The organism is Candidatus Competibacter phosphatis, assembly GCF_012939995.1.
In the GTDB taxonomy this organism is placed as follows: domain Bacteria; phylum Pseudomonadota; class Gammaproteobacteria; order Competibacterales; family Competibacteraceae; genus Competibacter; species Competibacter phosphatis.
The window spans coordinates 13,069-38,907 of sequence record NZ_SPMZ01000036.1 but is presented as its reverse complement, the minus strand read 5'-3'; the positions used below and the strand labels follow the sequence as shown (position 1 = coordinate 38,907).

Annotated in this window: 7 protein-coding genes and 4 pseudogenes; 3 read left to right on the top strand and 8 right to left on the bottom strand. The window is 59.4% G+C overall.

The genetic code is table 11. The features are described 5' to 3' along the window. The first annotated feature begins 1,494 nt into the window (after positions 1-1,494). On the top strand, positions 1,495-8,049 hold the full coding sequence (locus tag E4P82_RS12790; protein WP_169249249.1) for a HEAT repeat domain-containing protein: 6,555 nt from the start codon (positions 1,495-1,497) through the stop codon (positions 8,047-8,049). Positions 8,050-8,236: 187 nt separating this feature from the next. Here E4P82_RS12790 and E4P82_RS22180 read toward each other — a convergent pair. From E4P82_RS22180 to E4P82_RS12770, 4 genes and pseudogenes are all read right to left on the bottom strand, one after another. Continuing rightward, a pseudogene (locus E4P82_RS22180) lies at positions 8,237-8,341 on the bottom strand (GFA family protein); the annotation flags it as partial. Positions 8,342-8,840: 499 nt separating this feature from the next. Continuing rightward, entirely contained in the window at positions 8,841-9,719 is an 879-nt protein-coding gene (locus E4P82_RS12780) for a hypothetical protein (RefSeq protein ID WP_169249248.1), read from the bottom strand. Between the two features lie 946 nt (positions 9,720-10,665). After that, positions 10,666-12,882, bottom strand: a complete 2,217-nt coding sequence (gene katG / locus E4P82_RS12775) for a catalase/peroxidase HPI (RefSeq protein WP_312915009.1) — start codon at positions 12,880-12,882, stop codon at positions 10,666-10,668. A 140-nt stretch (positions 12,883-13,022) separates the two neighbouring features. Then, positions 13,023-14,919 (bottom strand): annotated as a pseudogene (locus E4P82_RS12770) (ATP-binding cassette domain-containing protein). 464 nt (positions 14,920-15,383) lie between these two features. On the opposite strand from E4P82_RS12770, the gene E4P82_RS12765 reads away from it, so the two are divergent. Continuing rightward, the gene (locus E4P82_RS12765) at positions 15,384-15,575 is read left to right on the top strand and encodes an antitoxin (protein ID WP_246327574.1); all 192 of its coding nucleotides are present in this window, start codon (positions 15,384-15,386) and stop codon (positions 15,573-15,575) included. A 127-nt stretch (positions 15,576-15,702) separates the two neighbouring features. On the opposite strand, the pseudogene glgX reads toward E4P82_RS12765, so the two are convergent. The 4 genes and pseudogenes from glgX to E4P82_RS12745 all read right to left on the bottom strand — a co-directional run bounded on the left by glgX (position 15,703) and on the right by E4P82_RS12745 (position 24,568). Next, positions 15,703-17,854: pseudogene (glgX, locus tag E4P82_RS12760) on the bottom strand (glycogen debranching protein GlgX). 96 nt (positions 17,855-17,950) lie between these two features. Then, entirely contained in the window at positions 17,951-19,177 is a 1,227-nt protein-coding gene (locus tag E4P82_RS12755; RefSeq protein WP_169249246.1) for a glucose-1-phosphate adenylyltransferase, read from the bottom strand. After that, entirely contained in the window at positions 19,174-22,512 is a 3,339-nt protein-coding gene (gene treS, locus E4P82_RS12750; protein WP_169249245.1) for a maltose alpha-D-glucosyltransferase, read from the bottom strand. The genes E4P82_RS12755 and treS overlap by 4 nt, the downstream gene beginning before the upstream one ends. A gap of 16 nt (positions 22,513-22,528) precedes the next feature. Beyond that, entirely contained in the window at positions 22,529-24,568 is a 2,040-nt protein-coding gene (locus tag E4P82_RS12745; RefSeq protein ID WP_169249302.1) for an alpha-1,4-glucan--maltose-1-phosphate maltosyltransferase, read from the bottom strand. A 450-nt stretch (positions 24,569-25,018) separates the two neighbouring features. Between E4P82_RS12745 and dapD the strand changes: the two are divergent. After that, a pseudogene (gene dapD, locus E4P82_RS12740) lies at positions 25,019-25,836 on the top strand (2,3,4,5-tetrahydropyridine-2,6-dicarboxylate N-succinyltransferase). The last annotated feature ends 3 nt before the right edge of the window (positions 25,837-25,839 follow it).

The following is a 25,839-nucleotide window of genomic DNA, read 5'->3' as shown; positions in this document are numbered from 1 at the left end:
CTAAACAGAGAGAACGGAAAATCATTTGATGATTTCTCAAAAATATTTATCAATCTTGAATCTGAAGAAAACGAACAGATAGTTTCTGCTGAAAAAAAAAGAAACAGAAGATGAAAAAAACATATATAACTGTTCTTGACCTATTGACAGGTGATTTTACTGTACTCGCTTCTTATCCACAAAAAGTATCATGAAAAAACTGAAAATTGTATAAAAAGCAGAATTGAAAGCTATCAATACCCAATTATTCAGATTAAAGACGCTGAAATAGATATTGCAACAGAGATTTTCACTAGAATTAATGTTGGCGGCAAGCCGCTCTCTTTTGTTTGAAATAATGGTCGCAAAAAACATTCGACTTTGAGAAGAATTTTGATCTTTCAGAAAAAATATCAGCAGTTGATTGATAACCTTAAACCATTCGACTATGAAACCGTACCAGATGCAACTGTATTACAAACGATTTCAATGATCATAGCTGGTGAGTGCAAAAGACAGGTAATTCTCAAGTTAGATAAAAATGAATTTATATCAATATGGGATGAAGCGATAGATGCAATAGAACGAACAGTTGAATATTTTAGAAATTTTTACCGAATACCCGTCTCGCAATTATTGCCATACAATGCATTGATAGTCCCATTTTCATATTTTTTTCTTCAAAAACAAAGATAAGCCTACTGGCAATAAGCAGAAATATCTACAGGATTTCTTTTGGCGTTGCTCTTTGTCAGGACGGTATTCTTCTGCTGTAGAGAGCAAATTGGCTCAAGACATCAAAAGAATAGATGATATTTTACTTGAAAAATTGCCTTCATATGACTGGCCAATCGACACATCTCCCAATTTCATAATTGAGAATGGATGGTTTAGCGCTGGCCGAAGTTATATAAAGGCAATTCTATGTATTTACGCTTATCAGCAACCAAAATCGTTCGTGGATGATTCCATCGTTAATATAAGTAATTATTGGTTAAAAACAGGCTAACAGCAAAAAATTATCATCACTTTTTTCCCAAGAGCATATTTGAGAAATCGCAATATAGAAGAATCCTACATTAATCACATACTAAATATAACAATTGTAGATGATTTTCTCAATAAAAGAGAAAATTGGCGCAAAACCTCCATCAAAAATACATGAAGAAATTCAAAAAAAACAAATGCAATACTCTCCGACACCATGAAATCTCATTTTATTGACGATCTAGATAAATTTGGTGTATGGAATGATAATTATGATTTGTTCTTCCAGAACCGTGTAGATCGAATAAGTACCGAGCTTGAAAAAAAGAATCATTAAGCAGGATGTAGACAAAAGCTTACAATCAAAACTAAAGGATGATTATGAAGAGGATGGAACAGTTGCGGAGTAAATAAACGATCCAATAGCTTGCTGGCTAGGCATGTATGCTGAAGAAAAATCAAGTCTAAAACGATTTTCTCCAATACGACCTTTTGTTAGTTTGTAAATTTTCCAAGGAGCCGCACGCCGTGGCTAAACAATACGCGCCCCACATCGAACGCTTATTAGCCGTCGCCGCCAGCGGCAAACTCCTTGCGGTCGGCGGTCGCCGCGATGCGGTGGGTGTCACCGACTCCGGCATTCATCTGCTGCAATTGCCCAAGCTGAACTTGCGATTCAGCGCCCCGCTGGACGCCGTTGCAACCGCGCTGGCCTTTTGCAACGATGATCTATTGCTGGCTGGAACCGTCAAGGGCGATTTGGCCATTTGGCGCACCAGCGGCGAAGGCAAAACCCCGGATTGGCAGCAGGCTGTTCACACCGGCGCGGTGCGGGCGCTGGTTACGTCCGACTCGCAGGTTTTGAGCATCGGCGATGACGGCGTGCTAGCACTGCACACCCTTGAGATGGACGGCGACCGGCCGCGCCTGCGCGAGCAAGCCAAGCGCCATTTGAGCGAACAGCCGCTACGCGCCGTCGCGCTGGACCCAGCGAGTGGCAGCGTCGCTGCCGCTGGCGCCGATAACACCATTTACGTTCTGCCGCTGGCCCAACTGAGCGACGCCGAACCCCGTGTCATGCCCTGCGGCGAGCGTGGCATTTTTGCCTTGGCTTTCACCGGCGACGGGCGGATCGTCGCCGGCTGCGGCGATGGTTCAATCCGGGTCTGCTTCCTGGAAGGGGCCATCGACGAAGAAAATCGCAGCGGCGATGCCGCCCATCAGGGTCCAGTGCGCGGCCTATTATTCAGCGCGGCACTGAATGACGAGCAGGGCCGTCCCCTTCCCCGCCGCTTGTTCTCGCTCGGCGAGGACGGCGAACTCAAGGTCTGGACGCTGGATCAGCGCCGCAAGCCGCGCACTATCCCCGTCGGACGCAACGCCAGCGCACTGGCGCTGTTCGAACCACTGCAACAGGCCAAACCGGAACAGCGCGGCGGCTTGCTGGTCGCGGTCACGGAAAATCGGTTGATTTGGCTCAGTCCGGTCGATCAAAACGGCAATCCATCCGGTAGCGCCGAAACCTGGGACTCCCGACTGCAACGACTGCTCGACGAGGTTAAGGCGAACCGCTCCTCCTCGGCCACCCTGGACGCTTTGGCGCAACTGGCCGAGGACGAGGCGCGGGAAGGTTTGGAATACGTGCTCGGTCAGGACTCCCGGCCGGGGCAACGCATTGAAGCCGCGCAAAAGCTGGGTGTCAGCCAACGCCGCCGCAGCCGACCGACACTGGCCAAGGCGTTGAACGACGACCATGTCGGCGTGCGCAAGGCCGCGCTGAAAGCGCTGGAGCAAATCGACGCCGAAACGCCCCTGCACGCCCTGCAACTGGCGCTGGGCAGCCGGCACCCGGACATTCGGCTCGATGCGGTGCAACGCCTGACCGCATTGCGCCAAGCATCGCCCCTGGTGCCGAGACTGCTGAACGAGCGGCTGAACGACTCGGACGCCAACGTCCGCGAAGCCGCGCTCGATGGTTTGCTGACCCTGGACCCTGAGGCCGGCGTTGCACCCCTGCGCGGTGCGTTCGAGCGCGGTTCCGCTGATATCCGCCGCGCGGTTTTGATCCGGCTGGGGCGACGGCAATTGAATGCCACGCCACAGGGCCGCCAGTTGCTCGGCCAGGCAATCAATGACGACACGTTCGCGGTCCGTCACGCGGCCTTTTGGATCGCGGTCGCGGTCCACCCAGCGCTGGTTGCCAACCTGCGCGCCAGCGGCCCCGATATCGCCAAGATACTGGACGAATATGCCGCTCTCGGCATCGAAGGCGCGGCAACCACCACCGGCACAGCCCCGACCGAATCGGACCTAGAACCGCTATTCACCGCTCTGGTTTGCCGTCAACCGGACATGGCCTTGCAAAGCGTCCTGTGTCTGAGCTGGCTCGGCGACGACCGCGCCAGCGGCGCCTTGCTGCAACTCAGCCGAGAACTGGAAGCCGGGACACGGCGGCTGGTCACCCGTTTCATGGCCAACGCGATCATCAATCTGGCGGGCGACCGGCGCTTGCGCTTGCGCCTGCAATGGCTGTTGAACGACGACGACGCCCAAGTCCGTGCCGAAGCGTTCGACGGGCTGATCAAATTGGCCGAGCCGGAAGGCCCAGCCGGCGAGATCGATCTGGCTGAACTGGCGCTACGCACGCAGGCGGGCGAAATTCGGACCCGCGCCCTGCAACTGCTGGTCAAGCACGGTGCGACTGCCCAAAACAAACTCGCCACCCGCATCGACGGGTTACTCGGCCACGCTCTGGACGACGAAGCCGAGAACGTGCGCCGGGAAGCCATGCGGACGTTGTGGGCCTGGCACAGCAAGCGCCCGGAAACCACCCTGCGCCGGGCGGTCGCCTCGGTGCATCCCGACGTGCGCCGCTGGGCCGTGGACGAACTGGCTCGCCAAGCCCGCCAGTCGCGCGCCTGGGCCAGGGAATTGCTGATCGAACGAGTTGGCGACAGCGCCGCCGAAGTCGGCTTGGCCGCCTACGAGGCTCTGACCAAGGAAGACGCCGACAAGAAACGCGCCAATTACCATCTAGCGGCGCTCAATTCGCCCGCTGCCGAAGTCCGCTTGGCCGGTTCGAAAGGCGCGCTGGAAGCGACCGACCCGGCCCCGCTGCGGAACCGTTTGATCGAACTGTTGCAAACCGAGGAAGCGCCTCAGTTCCTCGCCGCCATCGAAGCGCTCGACAAACTGCTGCCCAACGACGCGCAAGCGTTCGCCCTCGCCTTCGACAGCCCGTTTTATCTGCTGCGGGTGCGCGCCGGGGAATTGTGCGGCAAGCGCCGGGACAGCCGCGCCGTCGGACCGATGCAGGCGTTGCTGAGTATTCCCAAGACCGATCGTGACCGGCCCGCCGATGCGCTGCGCCAGCGCGCCGCTAGCGCCCTGGCCGACGTGGGCGACTCGGCCAGCATTCCATTCTTCACCACCTTGTTACGAGACGACGATCCCCTGGTGCGGGAACACGGCGCGCGGGGTTTGGCCACCGCCTGCCAAAATGGCAACGAGCAACCGCTGGTCGCCGCCCTGGCTCACGCCGATCTGGCGGTGCGCAGTTGGGCCGCCGATGGCCTGTCGAAGCTGGGCGATGCGCGGGCGTTGCCGGTGCTGGCCGGCACCCAACGTCACGAGCATCTGCCGATCCGGCGCGGCGCGTTGTACAGTTTCGTCGCGCTGGGCGGTGCTGGCGCCCAAGGCTTGCTGCAAGGCTTGGAAGACCGCGAACGCGATCTTCAGGAATTAACCTTCACCGTGATCGTGGCCCGCGATATTGCCTTGGCGCGAGCGCAACTGGAGCCGGATTTGCTGCTCAGCGCTCTGAGCGCCGGCCAGCCGGAAATCCGCTATGCCGCCGCCCGCGTGCTGGAAGCGCGGTTGGGCGACGAAGACCTGGGGCAATGGGGTCTGGAACTGATCGGGCCGCGCCAGCCGGAGAAAGCCAGCGATATGCGCAATTGGCCGGAGCCGGCGCAACGGCCGCGTCTGCTCAACGCCGTGGTCAACGCCCTGGCCAGCGATTCCCCAGCCCGGCGCTACGCCGCTGCCCAGGTGCTCGGCCTGCGCCCGCAACCGGAAACCTTCTGGCGCGAGGCGAAGCGTCTCGCCGAAATTGCCACTGATCAGGCCCCACCGCAAACCGCGCCCGAAGCCGAAACGCCGCTGGAGCGCAAGACTGGCTGGATACGCGGTCTGTTCCAGCGCAAGCCGCAGCCGAACAACTCCGCCACCCAACGCCTGCTGACGGTGTTGCGCTTCGCCGGTGGCGGGCGACGACCGCCCAAAGCGCAAGATCAAGCCAGCGCGTCCGAACTGTGGCGGCTCGCGTTCGGCACGTATGCCGGCCTGATTCGGCAAGCGCCGGTCGCCAAGGGGCCGGACGATTATCAACGGGTGCGGCGCGACAGCATCGCCCGTCTCGCGGTGTTGGCCCAGCAACCCACCATCGGCCGGGAAGCGGTGTTGCCGGTGCTGCGTCAAGCTTTGGGCGACCCGCATCATCTAGTGCGGCAGGCGGCGCTGAGCGCGCTGGCCGAACTGCATCCGCGCGAGCCGCTGGAGCCGCTGGCGCTGGCCTTGAACGTCGATTTCGCCGACCTCGGCCGCAATGCCTTCGACCGTTTGCTGGCTTTGGCCGCAGCCGGCGATGCGCGCGCCGCCGAACTGGTCCGGGGCGCGGTCGATGCCGCCAATGCGGAGACGCGCCGCCACGCGCTGGAGCAACTGCCTCGCCTGTATCCCACCGGCAGTCTGGAACCCTGGTTGCTGGCCTTGAACAGCCGTCACGATGATCTGCGGCTGACCGTGGTGGATCGCTTGCTCGATGCCAACGATCCGCGCATCGCCGCCGCTCTAAGCCGCGCCTTGGAAAGCGAGCACGAGGAATTGCGCCTGCGCGCCGCCGTAGGCTTGGCTCAACGCGGCGAGTCGCTGGCGCTGGACGTATTGGCCGCTGCTCTGCACGGCGAAGCGCGAACCGCCAACCGAGCGTTGGAGGCGCTGGTCGTCTTGGCGCACGCCCGACCGAATGAACAGGTCGCGGCAAAGGCGGTCGAGGCCGTGACCGTGCGCCTGGAAGACGATCCCGATCTGACCGCCGACCGTCCGGTTCTACTGCGCGCCCTGGGTCGCATCGGCCACATCGCCGCCGCACCGCTGCTGGGCCGCTGGTTGCTGGACAAGGACAAAGCCACTTATCACAGCCAAGCCTTGGACGTGTTGTTGCAATTGTTGCGCGACCGAATCCAGCCGGAGCAAAAGCGCGCGGACGGGCGGCAATACCCGCGTTACCGGGAAGAATTGGCTTTGGAAACCTTGCCGCCGTTGCTCGATCACGACAACGCTGCGATTCGGACCCGCGTCGTCGAAGTCTTGGGCGTACTGGAAGCGAAACCGGCGGAAACGCTGCTGGTCCGGCTGCTGGACGACCGCGACGAGGCGATTCGGGCGCTGGCTTGCGCGCAACTGGCGCAACGTATCGTCGCTGGCATGCCGGGCGCGAGTTTGGAACCGTTGACGCGGGCCTTGATCGGCGGCCGCCGCGAACTGTTGCTGGCCGCCGCCGAAGGTTTGGCCAAGCAGCAACGACCGGAAGCCTTCCAACCGCTGTTGCTGGCGTTCACGGCTGGCACGGAGGTGGAGCGCAAACGCGCCATCGCCGCGCTGGGCGAGTTGGGCGACCGGCGCGCGTTGGAATATCTGGAACCGTTGCTCGATCAACGCGCCGACTTGCCCGCTGACGACCGCGCCTTGGCCCCGGATGCCGCCGAAGCCCTCGGTGCGTTGCTGCCCCGACTGACCGACGCCGACGAACGCCAGCGGGTGCGCGATAACCTGGAACGACTGGCGCGCGAGGGTGTGGGCGAACTGCGCTGGCGGACGCTGAGCGGTTTGCGGCGCGTCGGCGACGAGCGCAGCCGTGCCCTGCTGGAACGCCTCGCCAGCGATCCTTACGAAAACGGCTCCACCCGGCAGCGGGCCGCCATCGAATTGGGCGAACTGGGCGCGGTCACCGCCGAACCGGTGCTGGAATCGCTACTGCACCAACGCGACGCCGGTCTGCGCAAGGCCGGTCTGGAGGCGCTACGACGGATTTATCCCACCGACGCTACCCAGGTCAACCTGCTGGCTCTGAACAGCGAATACGCCGAGATCAGCCAACCTGCCGCCCGCTTCCTGGCCCGGCAGGGCGACCCCGCCACCTTGACCCAGCGGCTGAGCGTGGTCAAGGACCAACAGGTTCGCCAACGGCTGCGGCGCGGGCTGATCCGCCGCCAGACTTTCGCCGGCGACGCGCTGCGCGATCTGCTGCAAAGCGACGCAGCCGCGACGCGTGCCGAAGCGGCCTGGATCGCCGGCAACAGTGGCGACCGAGATTTAGCGGCAGGGGTGCAAGCCGCGCTGGAGCGGGCGGCGAACGGTTGGCGACGGGCCGACGAACGGCATTTGTGGGAACAGGCTGGCGCGGAAGCGCACGCCTGGCGGGCCAGTCTGTGGGCTGCCCGTCAATTGCAACTCGCCGTCGCGCCCGCAGCGCGGGCTGCGCTCGCCGATCCTCGTCATCCGGTTGCGGTACGGTGCGAAGCGATTCGTTGTCTGGCCGAGTGCGGCAATGCCAAGGACAGCAACTTGCTGTTGCAAGCCTTGGAGGATGTCGATTCCGGGGTGCGTGCGGCGGCCAGCGCCGCTCTGGCCCGGCTGGGCGGCGAGCCCGTACTCCAGCATTTGGAGCGAACCAAGAGCGTCGATGGCGCGGCCTTGCGTCCAGTCCTGCGGGCGGTTCTGCCCAAGGCGGATGGCCGCTTGCTAGCCAGCGCCGAGCAGCGGCAAGCCGCCTTGCCGGTTTATCTGGAACAGCGGGAGGTGGCGACGCTCATCCAACGCGCCATGGCGATCAACAGTGAAGCAGCAGCGCGGTCAAGCGCGATTGCGGCCTTGGGCCGGCTGGGCGGCGAAACGGCGCAAACCGCGTTGCAAGGCATTCTGGCCAACAAGGACGAGGACAGCGCGATTCGAGCTATCGCGTTCAAGAGCTTGCGGCGGTTGGAACGACGGGCGGTGAGTCGGGCTGTTGCCGGTGGGTAGGCAGGTTGGCAGGTTCACGAAAATGTACTTGCCGCCACTCGTCCGTACTGAGTGGAACCGTAATCCCATTACATCAAACTGTAAGGAAGGAATAATGGCAGCCGCTTGCATCCACATGGATGAATGCATGACTGTCTTCAGGTGTGATTAGGCGCACTTTGTCTCTTTGAACAAACCAAAGAAGCTAGCCCTTCCGTGAACAGATTGAACAGTTGCAATCTGTAACTTGGGTAAGTTCGCCTTCGACCTCGAAAGCGATTTGGCCGCAGTGACAGCCACCTTTGTATTTCATCGGTGGCTTCCCCTGGTTTTCACGATATATCAGTGTCTTGATCAGGCTCTAAAGGCGTCGGTTTAAAGGACGGCAGAAAATACCCTTCTGCCGTCCTGGCTTATGTTACGGGCTACGCTGGCTGAAACGGCCAGCTTGTTACTGACTCTCTCCACAAAGCGTATTGTTAAGATCGCATTGCGGTTGGATGCCCACATCGCGCTGTTGCTGATTCAGACTAAAGATCGTTTGATCGGTCGTCGTACTAATATTAGTGCATCCACAGACCTGACTGGCACAGCAACTACATTCCGCCAATGCTTCAACCAATATAATCTGCTTCATGCCATCGGTATCTTGGATACCATTGCATGCTTCACCCATCAAACTGAGTTGGGCGTTCCGCGAAGGAGGAAAATTGGGGTTGTTTTCCTGTCCAATACCTGTTGTCGTGCACAGAGTTGCGTCGCACGAATAACCCACTTGAATACCAGAACTATTGACGCTCCCTTCATAGGCACTACAAACATTTTTTACAGAGCGCGCTGTCAGGATCAATAATTTTTCCGTAATCTTTCTGAGGGTCGAAAAGACCGCAGCCTTTATCCCCCGGAAGATCGGGCACACATGCACCATCTGGAAGCGTAATAGGACCGCCCGCTGGATTGTAAGCCGCCGACCATACGTTAGCGGCTTTCCAAATCTTCTTCGTTTCGTCGCGAGAGACCGTGGTGCTGAGGGGTGTTTCGTTGGCGTCGCAGCTTTGGTTCGCCTGACCGACTTGATAAGGTCCTTTAAAAATCGGGCACTTGCACTCTACAATATTACGACCACTGGCATCCTTTTCTCCGGTCCGGTAACAAGGCGCGGTCATGCAACCCGCATAAATACCCGCATTCCCATCGACACAAGCGGTCGAATTATTTTCTCCTTTGGTAAAATAATTACTTGCGAAAACCGGCGAAAAGACAGAAATCAGGTCTGCGCCAGGAACCAACAGGTTGCTGTTGATCGCATCACACACGGACGGATCTCTATCGGTAGCGGCACACTTTTCTCCTTCCTTCCCACATGTTTCAACGGTTTCATTATATATTTCCAAATTGGATATAGCATGAATATCAACATAATAGGGGATCTTTGGCGATACATCGTCGGTCGATATTTCGTAACATGAACAATTGGCCACTATCCCATCATCGGACAGCGTACACGGCAGGGATGGGTTATCCGAACTATGTCCTGTTGGATCATTGGGTCCAGAATAATAACAAAGCGCGTAGGAAAATTTTCTACCGGTTGGAGGCTTGCATTGTAGAAAATTGGACGGGCTCGTCCAGACATTCGCATAAGCAGGTCCAAACGCTGTGGTTTCTGTATCATTGTAGGTAAAAAACATCGCTCAGGCTCACGCCCTGCAAGATGGCATTGCTATATCGGCGACCGTAAATACTGGTTGTTATTGGAGAAAACAATCCTTGAACGCCTTCATCGGCGCTGACATAGGAGGAAGCTCCGAGTACAAGGACCATCATCAAGAGGATATTCAGCCCCATGATCCGATAAAAAGCTAGCAATGATTGCCGACATATAACAATACTTTTTTTTCACGTTATAACTCCCATCGGTGGATACAGATACAGTTCATGATTACTCTATCTTTTCCGTTTTTTTCCCGGATCACCTTATCTTTCGAGATGTACCAGGCAAACAAGTCTAACAAGACAGTGGATAAGTTGCGACAAGCAGGAAGATTGCAGATTTTCCACTCGGAGTTAGCTTGATCTATTACTCGTACAGTGTGAAATGTCGAAAAAAACGGCGGATTACCATCTGCCGTTCCGTTATTATAGGTGCAAAGGAAATCCCAGGGCCGTTCAACGCTAGAGTCCCTGAAGGGTCGCGGTGGACAGTTAATCGGCGGTTTCCTGGCAAAGCACCCGGTCTTTTTGGGTTGCGCCGGATACGTCTCGGTCAGGTGCTCGAACAAGATCGGTTGATGGGCTTTCACTGGCGCCAGCAGGTGGTGACCGGTCGCCATGACGGATTCAACCGTTTTTTTGGCCGTGCCTACGTTCAAATGCGAGCAGTTCTTCTTCTAAGGCATTAATATTAATCAGGATTTCTCGTAGTTTCATGGCACACCACCTGGGGGATCATACATAAATATGACGGCGGGTTATGATCGACATCCGTGCGAGAAATGATGAGGCGTGCGAGCTAGGCTAGGCCAGCGTGATCCAACGAAAAAGGGCCACCCGATTGGATGGCCCTTTTGTCCGAAGGCATCGGCACTGGAATCAAACCGACTTTCAGCGGCGTTCGAGCACCTTATTCCGCCTGCTTCACAAGTCAAACCGGTCGAGGTTCATGACCTTCGTCCAAGCCGCGACAAAGTCATCCACAAACTTCTCGCTTGCGTCGTTGGTCGCATAAAATTCCGCGACCGCGCGCAGCTCGGAATTTGAACCAAACACCAGATCGACGGGGGTTGCGGTCCACTGGACGTTGCCCGTCTTGCGATCTCGACCTTCGTAAAGGCCCTCGGTCTTGGCCGACTTGGACCACTGCGTCGACATATCGAGCAGATTCACGAAGAAGTCGTTGCTCAGCGTGCCGGGCCGGTCGGTGAACACGCCATGCGCGGACTGTCCCGTGTTGGCGTTCAAGGCGCGCATACCGCCGACCAGAACGGTCATTTCGGGAACGGTGAGATTCAGCAGACTGGCCCGTTCCACCAGCATTTCCGCCGGTGATCGCGGGTTATTGTCGCCGAAGTAGTTGCGGAACCCGTCGGCGGTCGGTTCGAGCGCGGCAAACGAAGCCGCATCGGTTTGCTCTTGCGATGCATCCGCGCGTCCTGGTGCGAAGGGCACCTTGACGTCATGCCCACCCTGCTTCGCGGCCTGCTCAATGGCCGCCGCGCCGCCCAACACGATCACGTCGGCGAGCGACACTTTCTTCCCACCGGATTGCGCGCCGTTAAAACCCTGTTGAATATCTTCCAAGCTCTTCAGCACCTTGGCCAGCTCCACCGGATTGTTCGCTGCCCAATCCTTTTGCGGAGCGAGGCGAACGCGGGCACCATTCGCGCCGCCGCGCGAGTCGGAGCCGCGGAAGGAAGCGGCCGACGCCCAGGCGGTTCTCACCAGTTCGGAGGTGGTCAAGCCGGAAGCGAGAATCTTAGCCTTGAGCGCCGCGATGTCGTTCGCGTCGATCAAGGGGTAATCGACCACAGGCACGGGATCTTGCCAAATCAACACTTCCTTGGGAACTTCAGCGCCGATATAGCGCGTGCGTGGACCCAAATCGCGATGCGTCAGCTTGAACCACGCCTTGGCGAATGCCAACTCGAATTGCTTCGGATCCTTTCTGAAGCGCTCCGCGATCTGGCGATAGCTCGGGTCGAACTTCAGTGCGAGGTCCGTGGTGAACATGAACGGAGCATGCCGCTTGGACTTGTCGTGCGCGTCCGGGACGGCATTGGCCGCCTGACCATTCGCGGGAATCCATTGAATCGCCCCTGCGGGGCTCTTGGTCTGCACCCACTCGAAAGCGAACAGGTTGTCTAAATATTGCGTGGTCCAGGCAACCGGATTGGTGCTCCAAGCGCCTTCCAGACCGCTGGTGACGGTGTCTTCCGCATTGCCCTTGCCGCACTTGTTCTTCCAACCGAAGCCTTGCTCCTCCACGCCCGCGGCTGCGGGCTCCGGCCCCACGCAGTCGGTTGGTTTGTGCGCGCCATGCGCTTTACCGAAGGTGTGGCCACCCGCGATCAGCGCGACGGTCTCTTCATCGTTCATCGCCATGCGACCGAAGGTTTCGCGAATATCCTTGGCGGCCAAAAGCGGATCCGGATTGCCGTTCGGTCCTTCCGGATTCACGTAGATGAGGCCCATCTGCACGGCGGCGAGAGGGTTTTCAAGTTTGCGATCACCGCTGTAGCGCTCGTCGCCAAGCCACTCTTTTTCGGGACCCCAATAGACCAGATCGGCCTCCCAGTCGTCTTGACGACCGCCGGCGAAGCCAAAGGTCTTGAAGCCCATCGATTCCAGCGCGACATTGCCGGTCAGGACCATCAGATCGGCCCACGAAATCTTGCTGCCGTACTTTTGCTTGATCGGCCACAGCAGGCGGCGCGCTTTGTCCAGGCTCACGTTGTCGGGCCAACTGTTGAGCGGTTCGAAACGTTGTTGACCGCCATCGGCGCCGCCGCGACCGTCGGCCACGCGGTACGTGCCCGCGCTGTGCCAGGCCATGCGAATGAAGAAGGGTCCATAGTGACCATAATCCGCCGGCCACCAATCCTGCGACGAGGTCATCAGTGCCGCGATGTCTTTCTTCACGGCAGCGAGATCAAGCTTTTTAAACTCCTCGGCGTAATTGAAGTCCTTCCCCATCGGATTGGACGTGGCATTGTGCTGGCGCAGTGGCTGCAGGTTCAGTTGCTTGGGCCACCATTCCTGGTTCGACATCGGTTTATTTTGAGCATGAGCAACGCTGATTGTCGCGATCGGCGATAGGGCTATTGCCAAGGCGGCAAGTAACGGGATTTTTTTTATTACGCATTGCGGGTCTCCTTATGGCGGGAAGCACAGTGTGCCGGCCAACTATAAGCGCGCCCGCTGAAAATTAAGAATTCATATACTCTATAGGGTCAATCAATAATTCCTATGGGCTACATCCCGGCGGCGCACCTCTCCTATTCCCGCGCTTCCAACTCCTCCCAACGTCCGTAAGCAGTTTCCAATTCTGCTTCCAAAATCCGCAACTCTTCCAATCGTTGCGTGACGATCGTCGCTTCCTGTTTGTAAAAGGTCGGATCGGCGGTTGCGGCGTGCAATTCCCGCTGACGTTGCTCCAGTTCCTCGATACGTGCTGGCAATCGCTCCAATTCTCGCCGCTCGTTGTAGCTCAACTTGCCTGACGCGGCGGGTTTTGACGATTTCGGCGCGGGCGGGACAGCAGGCTTCGGTTTGACGGCGGGAGCCGGTTCCGACGCAGCGGGTCGCTGACGCAGCCAGTCGCTGTAACCGCCGACATATTCGCGGATGCATCCATCGCCTTCGAACACCAAGCAACTCGTCACCACGTTATCCAGAAAAGTGCGGTCGTGACTGACCAGCAGCAGGGTACCGGTGTACTCCAGCAGCAGTTCCTCCAACAGTTCCAGCGTTTCCAGATCCAGATCGTTGGTTGGCTCGTCCATGACCAGCAGGTTGGCCGGCTGGCTGAACAGCCGGGCCAACAGCAGCCGGTTGCGCTCACCGCCGGACAGCGATTTGACCGGCGAGCGCACCCGTTGGGCAGTGAACAGAAAATCGCCCAGATAACCGATGACGTGGCGGCGCTGGCCGTTGATCTCGATGTGCTCACGACCCCCGGCGACATTGTCCAGCACGGTCCGTTCCAGATCGAGCTGATCGCGCAGTTGATCGAAATAAGCCACTTCCAGCTTGGTGCCCAAGCGCACTTCGCCGGTATCCGGCCGCAGGCGTCCCAGCAGCAGATTGAGCAAAGTGGTCTTGCCGGAACCGTTGGGACCGATCAGGCCCACCCGGTCGCCGCGCATGATGCGGGTCGAGAAGTCGCGAATCAGCGGCTTGTCCTGCCAAGCGTAACTGGCGTGCCGCGCCTCGATCACCAGCCTGCCGGAAGTTTCCGCTTGCTCCAGCGCGATGTTGGCCTTGCCGAGTTGCTCGCGGCGCTGGCGATGCTCCTCACGCAAGGCCAGCAAGGCCCGCACCCGGCCCTCGTTGCGGGTGCGTCGCGCCTTGATGCCCTGCCGAATCCAGGCTTCTTCCTGCGCCAGGTTCTTGTCGAACTTGGCATTGTGCCGCGCCTCGACTTCCAGCAGCGCCGCTTTTTTTTTCCAGGAAATTGGCGTAGTCGCCCGGCCAAGAGGTCAACATGCCACGATCCAGTTCCAGCAGGCGGGTGGCCAACCGTTGCAACAGGGCGCGGTCGTGAGTGACGAACAGCAATCCGCCGCGAAATTCCAGCAGTTCTTGTTCCAGCCACTGGATGGTTTCCAGATCGAGATGGTTGGTCGGCTCGTCCAACAGCAGCAAATCCGGCTCGCAGACCAGCGCGCGACCCAGCAGCACCCGCCGCCGCCAGCCGCCGGACAGTTCGGTGAGTGACGTATCAGCCGGCAATTGCAAGCGGCTGATAACGGTTTCGACCCGCTGTTGCCAGCGCCAGCCGTCGCGCGCTTCCAATTCATGTTGTAACTGCTCCATGCGCCGCAGATTTTCAGGCGTGGACGCATCGGCGAGTTGGTGAGCAGCTTCGTGATACTCAGCCAACAACTCTCCCAATCCTTCCAACCCACCGGCAACGATTTCGAACACGGTAGCGGTGGTATCCATCGGTAATTCCTGCGCCAGCGTGGCCACGCGCAGACCGGGTTGCCGCCAAGTTTCGCCGCCATCGGCTTGAATCTCGCCGGCCAGCAGGCGCAGCAAGGTGGTTTTACCGGCACCGTTGCGACCGATCAGGCAGACGCGCTCACCAGGATCGATTTGGAAGCTGGCACCATCCAGCAGTTTTTCGGCGCCAAAGGCGATGGAGAGGTTGTCGATACTCAACAAAGGCATGAGGATTCGCGTCCTTACTTTTAGCGAGAAAGGTGCATAATTACGGATAATATAAGCAGTTTATCCTAACCACAGATCAACCCGATGGTGCAAAATACCGCCAGAGTATACCGACAATGCGACCCAGCAAAGCCGCTGGAACCCGGCGATCCGCGCTACATGCCTTGTGAAAACACGCGCGGCGAAGCGGCAGCGGTTTGAACGATTGGGAACGGTGATCGCAACAGATAGAATTCGGGAAATAATACGCTTGGAGTAAAACAACGAATCCAGCCCAAGCTATCCCACGATTAACGCATCCATGAACCGGTCTGCGCTCCATCCTTCAACACACAGTCGCAAAGGTCGACACGCACTTCCCGTTTGACGCGATTTCAAGCGCAGCCTATGCAATTCACGAGAGATGCCACCCTCAAATCATCAAACGCCGCGCCCGCCTATTCCGCAATGGCCATCATCAAGCCGTGCGTATCCCACATGAATTCGAGCTGCTGGGCGATGAAATCATTCTCTACAAAGACGGCGAGGGCCTGATCGTGGAACCGGTAAAGGAACCAACCCATCTTCTGGAGCTGCTGGCGATGCTGGAACCCATCGAAGATGATTTTCCCGATGTGGATGCGGGACTGCCAGCGCCGGACGACGTTCGGCTATGAATGGTCCATGGCGTGAGTCACCGACAACGTACGCGAGTTTTCTCGCGCACCGGGACTCCTGGTCGAAAATGGGTTGGCAAATATCGCCTGAAACTTGGTGATCGAGGGTCGAAATCCATCGGATCGTTCAGGACAGCCGCCGTCGGCGATGCCGCAGCAACACCAGCGAGCGGCCCTGCACCGGATAGGGTTCCTCGGCCGGGTGCTCGTCGCCGTTGACGGGACGACCCTGCGGCAGTGCGGTATCGACCAGCACATCAAACGGCGATCCGTCCCGCAGGATCGGCAGCATGAACAAGATTTCCTCGTGATAGGAATTGACCAATAACAGGAAATCGTCGTCTTCCAGCGCGTGGCCGCGCTCGTCCCAGTCGCCCAGCCCATCGCCCGGCAGGTACAACCCCAGACAGCGGGCATAGTCGTGGGTCCATTCGTCGTCGTCGATCTCGCGACCGTCGGGGTTGAACCAAAGAATGTCGCGGACGCCGTCGCCATGGATACCGCGAAAAAAAATGCCGGCGGCGAAACGTGGGATGCTGGCGGCGAATCTGGATCAGGTGCTGGGTGAACACCAGCAACTCGCGATTCTCCCGCAGCCAGGCCAGATCCCAATTCAGCCAACTGAGTTCGTTGTCCTGGCAATAGGCATTGTTGTTGCCACGTTGGGTACGGCCGACCTCGTCACCGGCCAGCAACATCGGCACGCCCTGCGACAGCAGCAGGGTCGTCAGCAGATTACGCCGTTGGTGCAAGCGCAGCGCCAGCACGGCCGGATCGTTGGTATCGCCCTCCGCCCCGCAGTTCCAACTGCGATTGTGCGAATCGCCGTCCTGGTTGTTCTCGCCGTTGGCTTCGTTATGGCGCTCGTTGTGGCTGACCAGATCGTACAGGGTGAAGCCATCGTGGGCGGTGATGAAATTGATGCTGGCGTGCGGGCGGCGGCCATTGTGCTGGTACAGATCGGCGGAGCCGGTCAAGCGATAGGCCAGCTCGCCGATCAATCCGCCCTCGCCGCGCCAGTAGTCGCGCACCACGTCGCGATACTTGCCATTCCATTCGCTCCAGCCGACCGGAAACTGGCCGACCTGATAACCGTTCTCGCCCACGTCCCATGGCTCGGCGATCAACTTGACCTGCGACAGCACCGGGTCCTGCTGGATCACGTCCATGAACGTGCCGTTCTGATCGATCGTACCGTCCGCTTCCCGCGCCAGCGCGGCGGCCAAATCGAAGCGGAAGCCATCCACATGCATCTCTTGCACCCAATAGCGCAAGCTGTCCATCACCATCTGCAACACCCGGGGATGAGCGGTGTTCAGGGTGTTGCCGCAGCCGGTGTAATCCATGGTGTAGCGCGGATGTTCGGGCGACAAGCGGTAATAACTGGCATTGTCGATACCGCGAAAACTCAGGGTCGGACCCATCTGATTGCCCTCGGCGGTGTGGTTGTAAACCACGTCGAGGATCACTTCGATGCCGGCCGAGTGCAGCGACTTGACCATGCTCTTGAATTCGGCGACCGGATTGTCGGTGGCGGCGTAGCGCGGGTCTGGAGCGAAATAGCCGAGCGGGCTGTAGCCCCAATAATTGCGCAAGCCGCGATCCAGCAGATGACGCTCGTCGATGAAGTACTGGATCGGCAGCAACTCCACCGCCGTCACCCCCAGCGCCTTGAGATAATCGATCACCGGCCCGCAGGCTAGTCCGGCGTAACTGCCACGCAGGTTGGCCGGCACATCGGGATGGCGCATGGTAAAGCCGCGCACATGCAGTTCGTAGATGAGCGTGTCGTGCCAGGGCGTGCGCGGCGGCCGGTCGTCACCCCAGAAAAAGGCAGTATCCGCCACCAGACACTTGGGCATGCCCGGTCCGCTGTTGCGGGTACTGAAGCTCAGATCCTCGGTGCGACCGCCGATTCGGTAACCGAACTGGGCATCGCTCCATTGAATCTGGCCGACGATGGCCTTGGCGTAGGGATCGAGCAACAGCTTATGCGCGTTGAAACGGTGACCTTCCTCCGGCCGATGCGGTCCCTGCACCCGGTAACCATACAGCAGGCCGGGCCGAGCGTCCGGCAGATAACCGTGCCAGACCCGGCCGGTTTGTTCGCGCAAGGGGATTTGCTCGACTTCGTGCTTACCCCGCGCATCGAACAGACACAACACCACCTGCTCGGCATGTTCCGAAAACAGCGCGAAGTTGACGCCCTCGCCGTCCCAATTCGCGCCCAGTGGATACGGCCGACCGGGCCAGACGACGGTGCTGGATGGACTGCTCATCGGCTCCAATCCCTATAAGGGGATAACGGAATAGGGGACGGGAAACCGGGATGGAAAAAAACCGGACACCCGAGACCCGCCCCCTGCCCTCACTCGCTAAACGCCCGCATGGCCGAAGTGACTTCGCCCGGCCCGACCACCGTAATACCACCCTGGGTCACTTTCGTATAGTTTGCGATCCTGTTCGAGATCGTAGCCGATGCGGGTGCCCGCCTCGATCACGTTGTAACCGCCAATGATGGCGCGCCGCAGTCGGGCGCCACGCTTGATATGGACGTAATCCTGAATCAAGCAATCCTCGATCTCCACATCGTCTTCGATCGTGACTTCGCGGCGAATGATGGTATTGACGATGGTGGCCTGACGCACCATTGAACCAGCGGCGATCACGCTGTTGTAAATCTTGGCGTCCATCAAGCGCGCTACTGGCCCCTGATAGTTACTGGAAAAGATCCGCCACTGCGGGTTGAACATGTCGAAGCGCGGCGTCTCGCCCAGCAGATCCTGATGGGCATTGAAGTAGGCATCCCGCGTGCCGACATCGCGCCAATAGGCCGGCTCTTCGTAGGGCTTGGTCCCCGGCACCTTATTGGTGGCGAAGTCGTAGGCGAACACCCGATGGGTATCTTTCAGCTTCGGCAACACATGGTGGCCGAAATCGTGCTCGCCGCGCTCGTTGGCTTCCTTGAGCGCCTGCACCAACACCTTGGCATTGAACAGATAGTTGCCCATCGAGGCGTAGGAGCGGGTGGGATCGGAGGGCATGGATGGCGGGTTGGCTGGCTTCTCCTTGAAGTCGCTGACTCGACCCGCGTGATCGGCGTCAATGACGCCGAACGAACTGGCATCGGCGATCGGCACCGGCAGCGCGGCGACGGTCGCATCGGCCTCCCGCTCAAGATGGAAATCCACCATCTGCTGAAGATCCATCCGGTAAATGTGATCAGCGCCGAACACCACTACCAGATCGGGGTTATGTAACTGAATCAAATTAATATTCTGATATACAGCATCGGCGGTGCCCTGGAACCAGTCGCCGCCGCGCATCATCTGCGGCGGCACCACGGTTACGAATTCCTCGTTCCGCATCGGCGATACCACCCACGCCTTGCGCACATGCTCGATCAGCGACTGGGACTTGTACTGCACCAACATGTAGATCGACTGAATTCCCGAATTGAGCAGGTTACTCAACACAAAATCCACGATGCGGTAGCGGCTGCCGAACGGCAGCGACGGTTTGGAATTGTAGGCCGTCAGGGGACTCAGACGAGCACCTTCGCCGCCCGCCATGACAAAGGCCAGAATTTTCGGTTGTTTCATCGCGGCACATCCTTCGTTTCGAGTGATAGTAGTTCACACAAACCCCCGAGCGGGATGGCAACCCAGTCGGGGCGGTTATCCAATTCGTAACGCAGTTCGTAGCAGGCCTTCTCCAGCGTAAACAAATCCAGCAAGGCCTTGGCCTGCTCGGGATCGGTCGGATAGCTCGGGCAATCCCGCAGGGCTTCGGCGTAACTCTCCAGGAATGCGGTTCGGGCCAGCCGCTCCCAATCGCCGATGTAAGATGCAAGCTCTTCCCAGTTGGTGGTGCCGTCGGCGGTTGACTGCCGCAAGGCGGCGTGCGCGGCATAATTGAACGAACGCAGCATGCCGACCACATCCCGCAACGGTGAGTTTTTATGGCGCCGCTCCTCCAGCGACCGCGATGGCTCGCCCTCGAAGTCGATGATGATGACATCGTCCTTGGCCACCAATACCTGACCGAGGTGGTAATCGCCGTGGAAGCGGGTCTTCATCGGCAGCGAATCCGCGATCTCCAGTTGGTCCAACCGAGCCATGATGGTCTCGCGCGCGGTCAGCAGGCAGCCAGCCAGGGAGCGCGCCGGTTCCGCCAATCGCCACTGCGCCTGTTCCAACCGCTCCAGCGTGGTGGTCGCCTCCCGCCGAATCTGCTCGATCCAGCCGCTCAGATCGGCCGGCGAGATCGGTTCGGGGTCGAAAGCGGCGTCGCCGGTGATCAGTGCCAGCGCCCGATGCAATTCGCCCGTGCGCCGACCCAAGGTGTTGGCGAACAACAGATAGAGCGCATGCACGCCATCGCCGGCTTCCCGCACCGTCTCCGGTTGCTGCACGCAGTCGTCCAGGAACCGTTTCAGGTAATCCTGGGTGTAGGTCCAGGCGTCGCCTTGATTGCCGACAAAGCCCTGCAACATCGCCAGCGCAATGACATTACCGTCCTTGTCTTCGTACTCCAGGGCACCGGCCAACGGCGCGGCGTTACCGAAGTCGGCGACGTCGGTCAGGAATCGACCCATCTCCAACTCGGGATTGATGCCGGGCCGCAACCGTCGATAGCCCTTGAGCAGCATCCGGTCGCCGACATTGAGCGTGGTATTGCTGCTATCCAGCGCCAGCCGCTTGACTGGTAACATCTCCGGCAGGTCGCCGGCCAGACTGTGGAAGATGCGAGTCGAGGAGAACTTCAGCCAGCCGCCACCCAGCGGTATCCGGGTGTTGCGCGCCATCATCTTCAACATGGACTGAGTGAATTTTTCATTGGCGTAGGCGTCGTACAGCAGGCCCATCCGGGCACGGACCCGGACGCGCGCCAGCGTGTAGGGCCACAGCGGGCGCAGTTTCTCCTCGCCATCGTCTTCCCAGGCCAGCGCCATCGGCAAACCGTAATCCTGCGGCTCCGGCCGTTCGGCCAACCAGACCCGAACGCGGGCCAACACCCATTCGGTCTGATCGACCCAGACGTCGTAGTTGTCGAACTCGACCGATTCGATGCGCCCGCTCTTGCCGGCGAACCAGCGCTGGGTGGGCAAAAACTCCGGCAGCACCTGCCGGGTCAGCCGCTCGTGCAGGTTCATGGCCATTTCCCGCCGGCTGGGCTCGACCTGGTCGACGAAGAAGCTCTTCCAACCCTGGAACAGCACCAAAATCCGCAGGTCGCCACCGGGCAACCGGTCTTCGTGCCACACCGGCGGCGCGGCGTAACTCAAGCGGAACCAGTAGACCCCGTAGCGGGGCAGGGTCAGCAGGTAGGGCAGCTCGCCAATCGGCGGGAATGGGTTCTGACCCATCATTTCCACCGGAACCATGCCCTTGTATTTGCCCAGATCGAGTTCCACCGGCTGGGCGGAACGCGACAGATTGGCCACGCACAGAATCACTTCGTCGGCATGGGCACGAACGTAGGCCAAAATCTTACGGTTGCCAGGCCGTAGCATCTCCAGCCGGCCACGGCCAAAGGCTTGGCAGGTCCGGCGTACGGCGATCATCCGCTTCATCCAGTTCAACAGCGAAGCCGGCGCGCGATGCTGCGCTTCCACGTTGACCGCTTCGTACCCGTAGATCGGGTCCATGATCGGCGGCAGATACAAGCGCTGGGGGTCGGCCTTGGAAAAACCGGCGTTGCGGTCGGGACTCCACTGCATCGGGGTCCGCACGCCGTTGCGGTCGCCGAGATAGAAATTGTCGCCCATGCCGATCTCGTCGCCGTAATAAAAAATCGGCGTGCCCGGCATCGACAACAGCAGGCTGTTCATCAATTTGATCTTGCTGGAATCGTTGTCCATCAACGGCGCCAGCCGGCGACGGATGCCGACGTTGACCCGACTGCGCGGATCGGCGGCGTAGGTGCGGTACATGTAGTCCCGCTCCCGGTCGGTGACCATTTCCAGCGTCAGTTCGTCGTGGTTGCGCAGGAAGATCGCCCACTGGCAGTTGTCGGGGATGTCCGGGGTTTGTTCCAGAATATCGACGATGGGATGACGGTCTTCCTGAGCGACGGCCATGTACATGCGCGGCATCAGCGGGAAGTGGTAGGCCATGTGGCACTCGTCGCCGTCGCCGAAGTAGTCGCGCACGTCTTCCGGCCACTGATTGGCCTCGGCCAGGAACAAGCGGCTGCGATAATGCCGGTCCACCACCGCCCGCATTTGCTTGATCACCGCATGGGTTTCCGGCAGGTTTTCGTTGTAGGTGCCCTCGCGCACGCACAGATAGGGAATGGCATCCAGCCGCACCCCGTCCACGCCCAGGTCCAGCCAGAACCGCATGACCTTGGTCACGGCTTTCACCACCGCCGGATTGTTGTGGTTCAAATCCGGCTGATGCGAAAAGAAACGATGCCAGTAATACTGTTGCGCCACCGGATCCCAGGCCCAATTGGACGTTTCGGTGTCGGTGAAGATGATGCGGGTTTCCGGAAATTTCTTGTCGTCGTCGTTCCAGACGTAGAAATTCCGCTCCGGCGAACCGCGCGGCGCGCGGCGCGCGGCCTGAAACCAGGGATGCTGATCGGAGGTATGGTTGATCACCAATTCGGTGATGATCTTCAGGCCCCGCGCGTGCGCCTCGCGGACGAAAGCACGAAAGTCGGCCAGGGTGCCGTACTGGGGATGAACGTTCTGATAATCGGAAATATCGTAGCCATCGTCCCGCAGCGGCGAAGGATAGAACGGCAACAACCACAGGGTGTCCACGCCCAAATCCTGGAGATAATCCAGGCGCTGAACCAAGCCGCGGAAATCGCCGACCCCATCGTTGTCACTGTCGCCAAACGCCTTGACGTGTAACTGATAAACCAGCGCATCCTTGTACCACAACGGGTCTTCCACACCGGTCCAGCCCTTGGGTTTTTGAGCCATCTATATCTTCTCCTCCTTAGCCGCTGAACGTATCGAAATCTTGTTCCGTTTGCAGGCTGCTGCGGATGCGGAACACATGTGCCGGCATCCGATGCGGATTCAATTCGACGTAGTTGCGCGGCCCGTTCCAGATGTAGTGGGCACCCGTCAGCAGATCGTGCACCTGAAACGGCTGGTTCGGATCCACTCCCAGCGCCGCCAGATCCAAACCGGTCCAACCGGACTGCGTGTAGTTGGGATCCAGGTTCACCAACACCAGAATGATGTTGGCGTGCTTGTCGGTGGTTTTGCTGTAGCAGACGATCTGCTCGTTATCGACCTCGTGAAACCGCAGGCTCCAGTCGGCTTGCAGCGCCGGATTGCGCTTGCGAATGCGGTTCAGCAAGGCGATGAAGTCGCGCAGGCTGTTCGGTCCGTCCAATTCCTGGAAGCTGCGATGGCGGATCTGGTATTTCTCCGAATCCAGATATTCCTCGCTGCCCGGCTTGACGGCGAGGTGCTCCATCATTTCGAAGGCCGGGCCGTAAATGCCGTAGTTGGCGGTCAGGGTCGCCGCCAGCACCAGCCGGGACATGAACATCGGACGGCCGCCGTACTGCAGGGCGGCGGTCAGAATATCCGGGGTGTTGGGCCAGAAGTTCGGCCGGAAGTATTCGCGGCCCGGCCCCTGAGTCAGTTCGGTCAGGTACTCGATCAGCTCCGATTTGGTGTTGCGCCAAGCGTAGTAGGTGTAGGACTGGGTGTAGCCCAATTTGGCCAGGCGGTGCATGACCTTGGGCCGGGTGAAGGCTTCCGCCAGGAAGATGGCGTTCGGGGTGGTCTTCTTGATCTCGGCGATCAGCCATTCCCACATCGCGAAGGGCTTGGTGTGAGGGTTGTCCACCCGGAAGATGCGCACGCCCTGCTCGACCCAGAATTCGAAGATGCTCTTGATCTCTTCCCACAACGCCTTCCAGTCGTCGGTTTCGAAGTTGAAGGGATAGATATCCTGATACTTCTTGGGCGGGTTCTCGGCGTACTGTACCGTGCCGTCCGGCCGCCAGCGGAACCAGTCCGGGTGCTGCTTGACGTAAGGATGGTCCGGCGCGCATTGCAGGGCGATGTCCAGGGCGAGCTCGATGCCGTGCTCCCGGGCCTTGCGCACCAGATGGTGGAAATCTCCCAGCGTACCGAGCGCCGGCAAAATATCCTTGTGGCCACCCTCCTCGGCGCCGATGGCCCAAGGGCTACCGACGTCGTCCGGTCCGGGCGTGAGCGTGTTGTTCTTGCCCTTGCGATTGATCCGGCCGATGGGGTGGATCGGCGGGAAGTACAGCACGTCGAAGCCCATGGCGGCGAGTCGCGGCAACCAGGTTTCGCAATCCCTGAAGGTACCGTGCTTGCCGGGCGCGGCACCGCAGGAACGCGGGAACAGCTCGTACCAGGTACTGAAGCGGGCGCGTTCGTCTTCAGCTATCAATCCCAGGGTCTTTTCGTACTGGATCGCCAACTGGCGGTCGGCGTGGCGATGCATCAGCCTGGCCAGTTCCTCGTCCAAACCCAACTGGCGGCGATAGTCCAGATCCTGATCGCCGGCCAGCGCTGTGGCGCGCTTGGCCAGCCACTGGGCGTCGGCGCCGGTCGCGCGCCGGCTGGCCTTCTCGGTCAGTTCCGCGCCGACCCGCAGGGAAAGCGCGATATCCTCGGCTTGCTCCCAGCGGGGCAAATCGTGCCGCCAGGATTTGAAGGCGTCCACCCAGGCGCAGAGGGTGTACTCGTAAAGTCCCACGTCCAGTACCTGGAACTCACCGTGCCAGCGGTCGTTGACCAGAGAATGCATCGGCGCTTCTTGCCATTCGGTCCCGCCCCGCCGGCGATATTGCAACACGCACGACAGCGAATCGTGGCCATCGGTAAAGACGTCGGCCTCCACCACCACGGTTTCGCCCACCACCCGCTTTATGGGAAACCGACCCGCGTCGACTACTGGGCTCACCCCTTCGATAATCACTCGTTTGCGGCCATCGGCCTCCAGCGGTTGCGCGTCGGAATCCTGGATTGGATTCGCTTCGGCCATCCCGATCTTGTCCTCATCGGTGGGCGGGGTCGGTTCGGCGACCGTCTGCTGGACCTTGCCGGCGGCGACTGGGGTCGGTTCGGCGACCGTCTGCTGGACCTTGCCGGCGGCGACTGGGGTCGGTTCGGCCGGCACGGCCGGGCGTTTGTCGACGGGGAGAGTCGACTCGACCAGTGCCCGTTCTTTGTCATCCGACACGACCTTCTTTGCCATACCGATGCTCCTTCTTCGTTGTGCTTGTAGGGTATCGACAGCACGTACCGTTCATCCGCGCCGGGCGGTGGCGGCGTACTGCCGCTTGAAAGCGTAAGGTGATAAAGTTGCTGTTTCGATGCAGGTCGTCCGTGTAGCGACGCATCACCCCATATATTTTATTCCTTCCTATTATGACGGTTTTTGCGGCTGTGCCCAAACTCTGTTGGGACGCCGCCCCGCCGAGGATCTCTCCTGATGAACAAGGTACAGCGGATTATCGAAGATGCTTTCGAACGCCGTGGCGAGATCGACGCCGCCACGGCGTCGGCCGAATTGCGCGAGGCGGTGGCGGAAGCGCTGGGGCTGCTGGAACTGGGCCAGGCGCGGGTCGCCGAGCAGCGCGACGGCACCTGGACGGTCAACACCTGGTTGAAGAAGGCGGTGCTGCTCAGCTTCCGTCTGAACGACAGCACGATCATCCGCGACGGTTACACCAATTATTTCGACAAGGTCCCGCCCAAGTACGCCGAATACGGTGAAAACGACTTTCTGGCCGCCGGCGTGCGAGTGGTGCCGCCGGCCGCCGCTCGTCGCGGCTCCTACATCGCGCCCGGCGTGGTGCTGATGCCGTCCTACGTCAACATCGGCGCGTACGTGGATTCCGGAACCATGGTGGACACCTGGTCCACGGTCGGTTCCTGCGCTCAGATCGGCAAAAACGTTCATCTATCCGGCGGCGTCGGTATCGGCGGTGTACTGGAACCGCTGCAAGCCAGCCCCACCATCATCGAAGACAACTGCTTCATCGGCGCGCGTTCCGAAGTGGTCGAGGGCGTCATCGTCGAGCGCGGCTCGGTGATCTCGATGGGGGTCTACATCGGCCAAAGCACCAAGATCTACAACCGGCTGACCGGCGAAATCAGCTACGGTCGGATACCGGCCGGATCGGTGGTGGTGTCCGGCGCCCTGCCGGCGCCGACGGCAGTCACAGCCTGTACTGCGCGATCATCATCAAGCAGGTGGACGAGAAAACGCGTAGTCGGGTCAGCCTGAACGAATTGTTGCGCGACTGACGG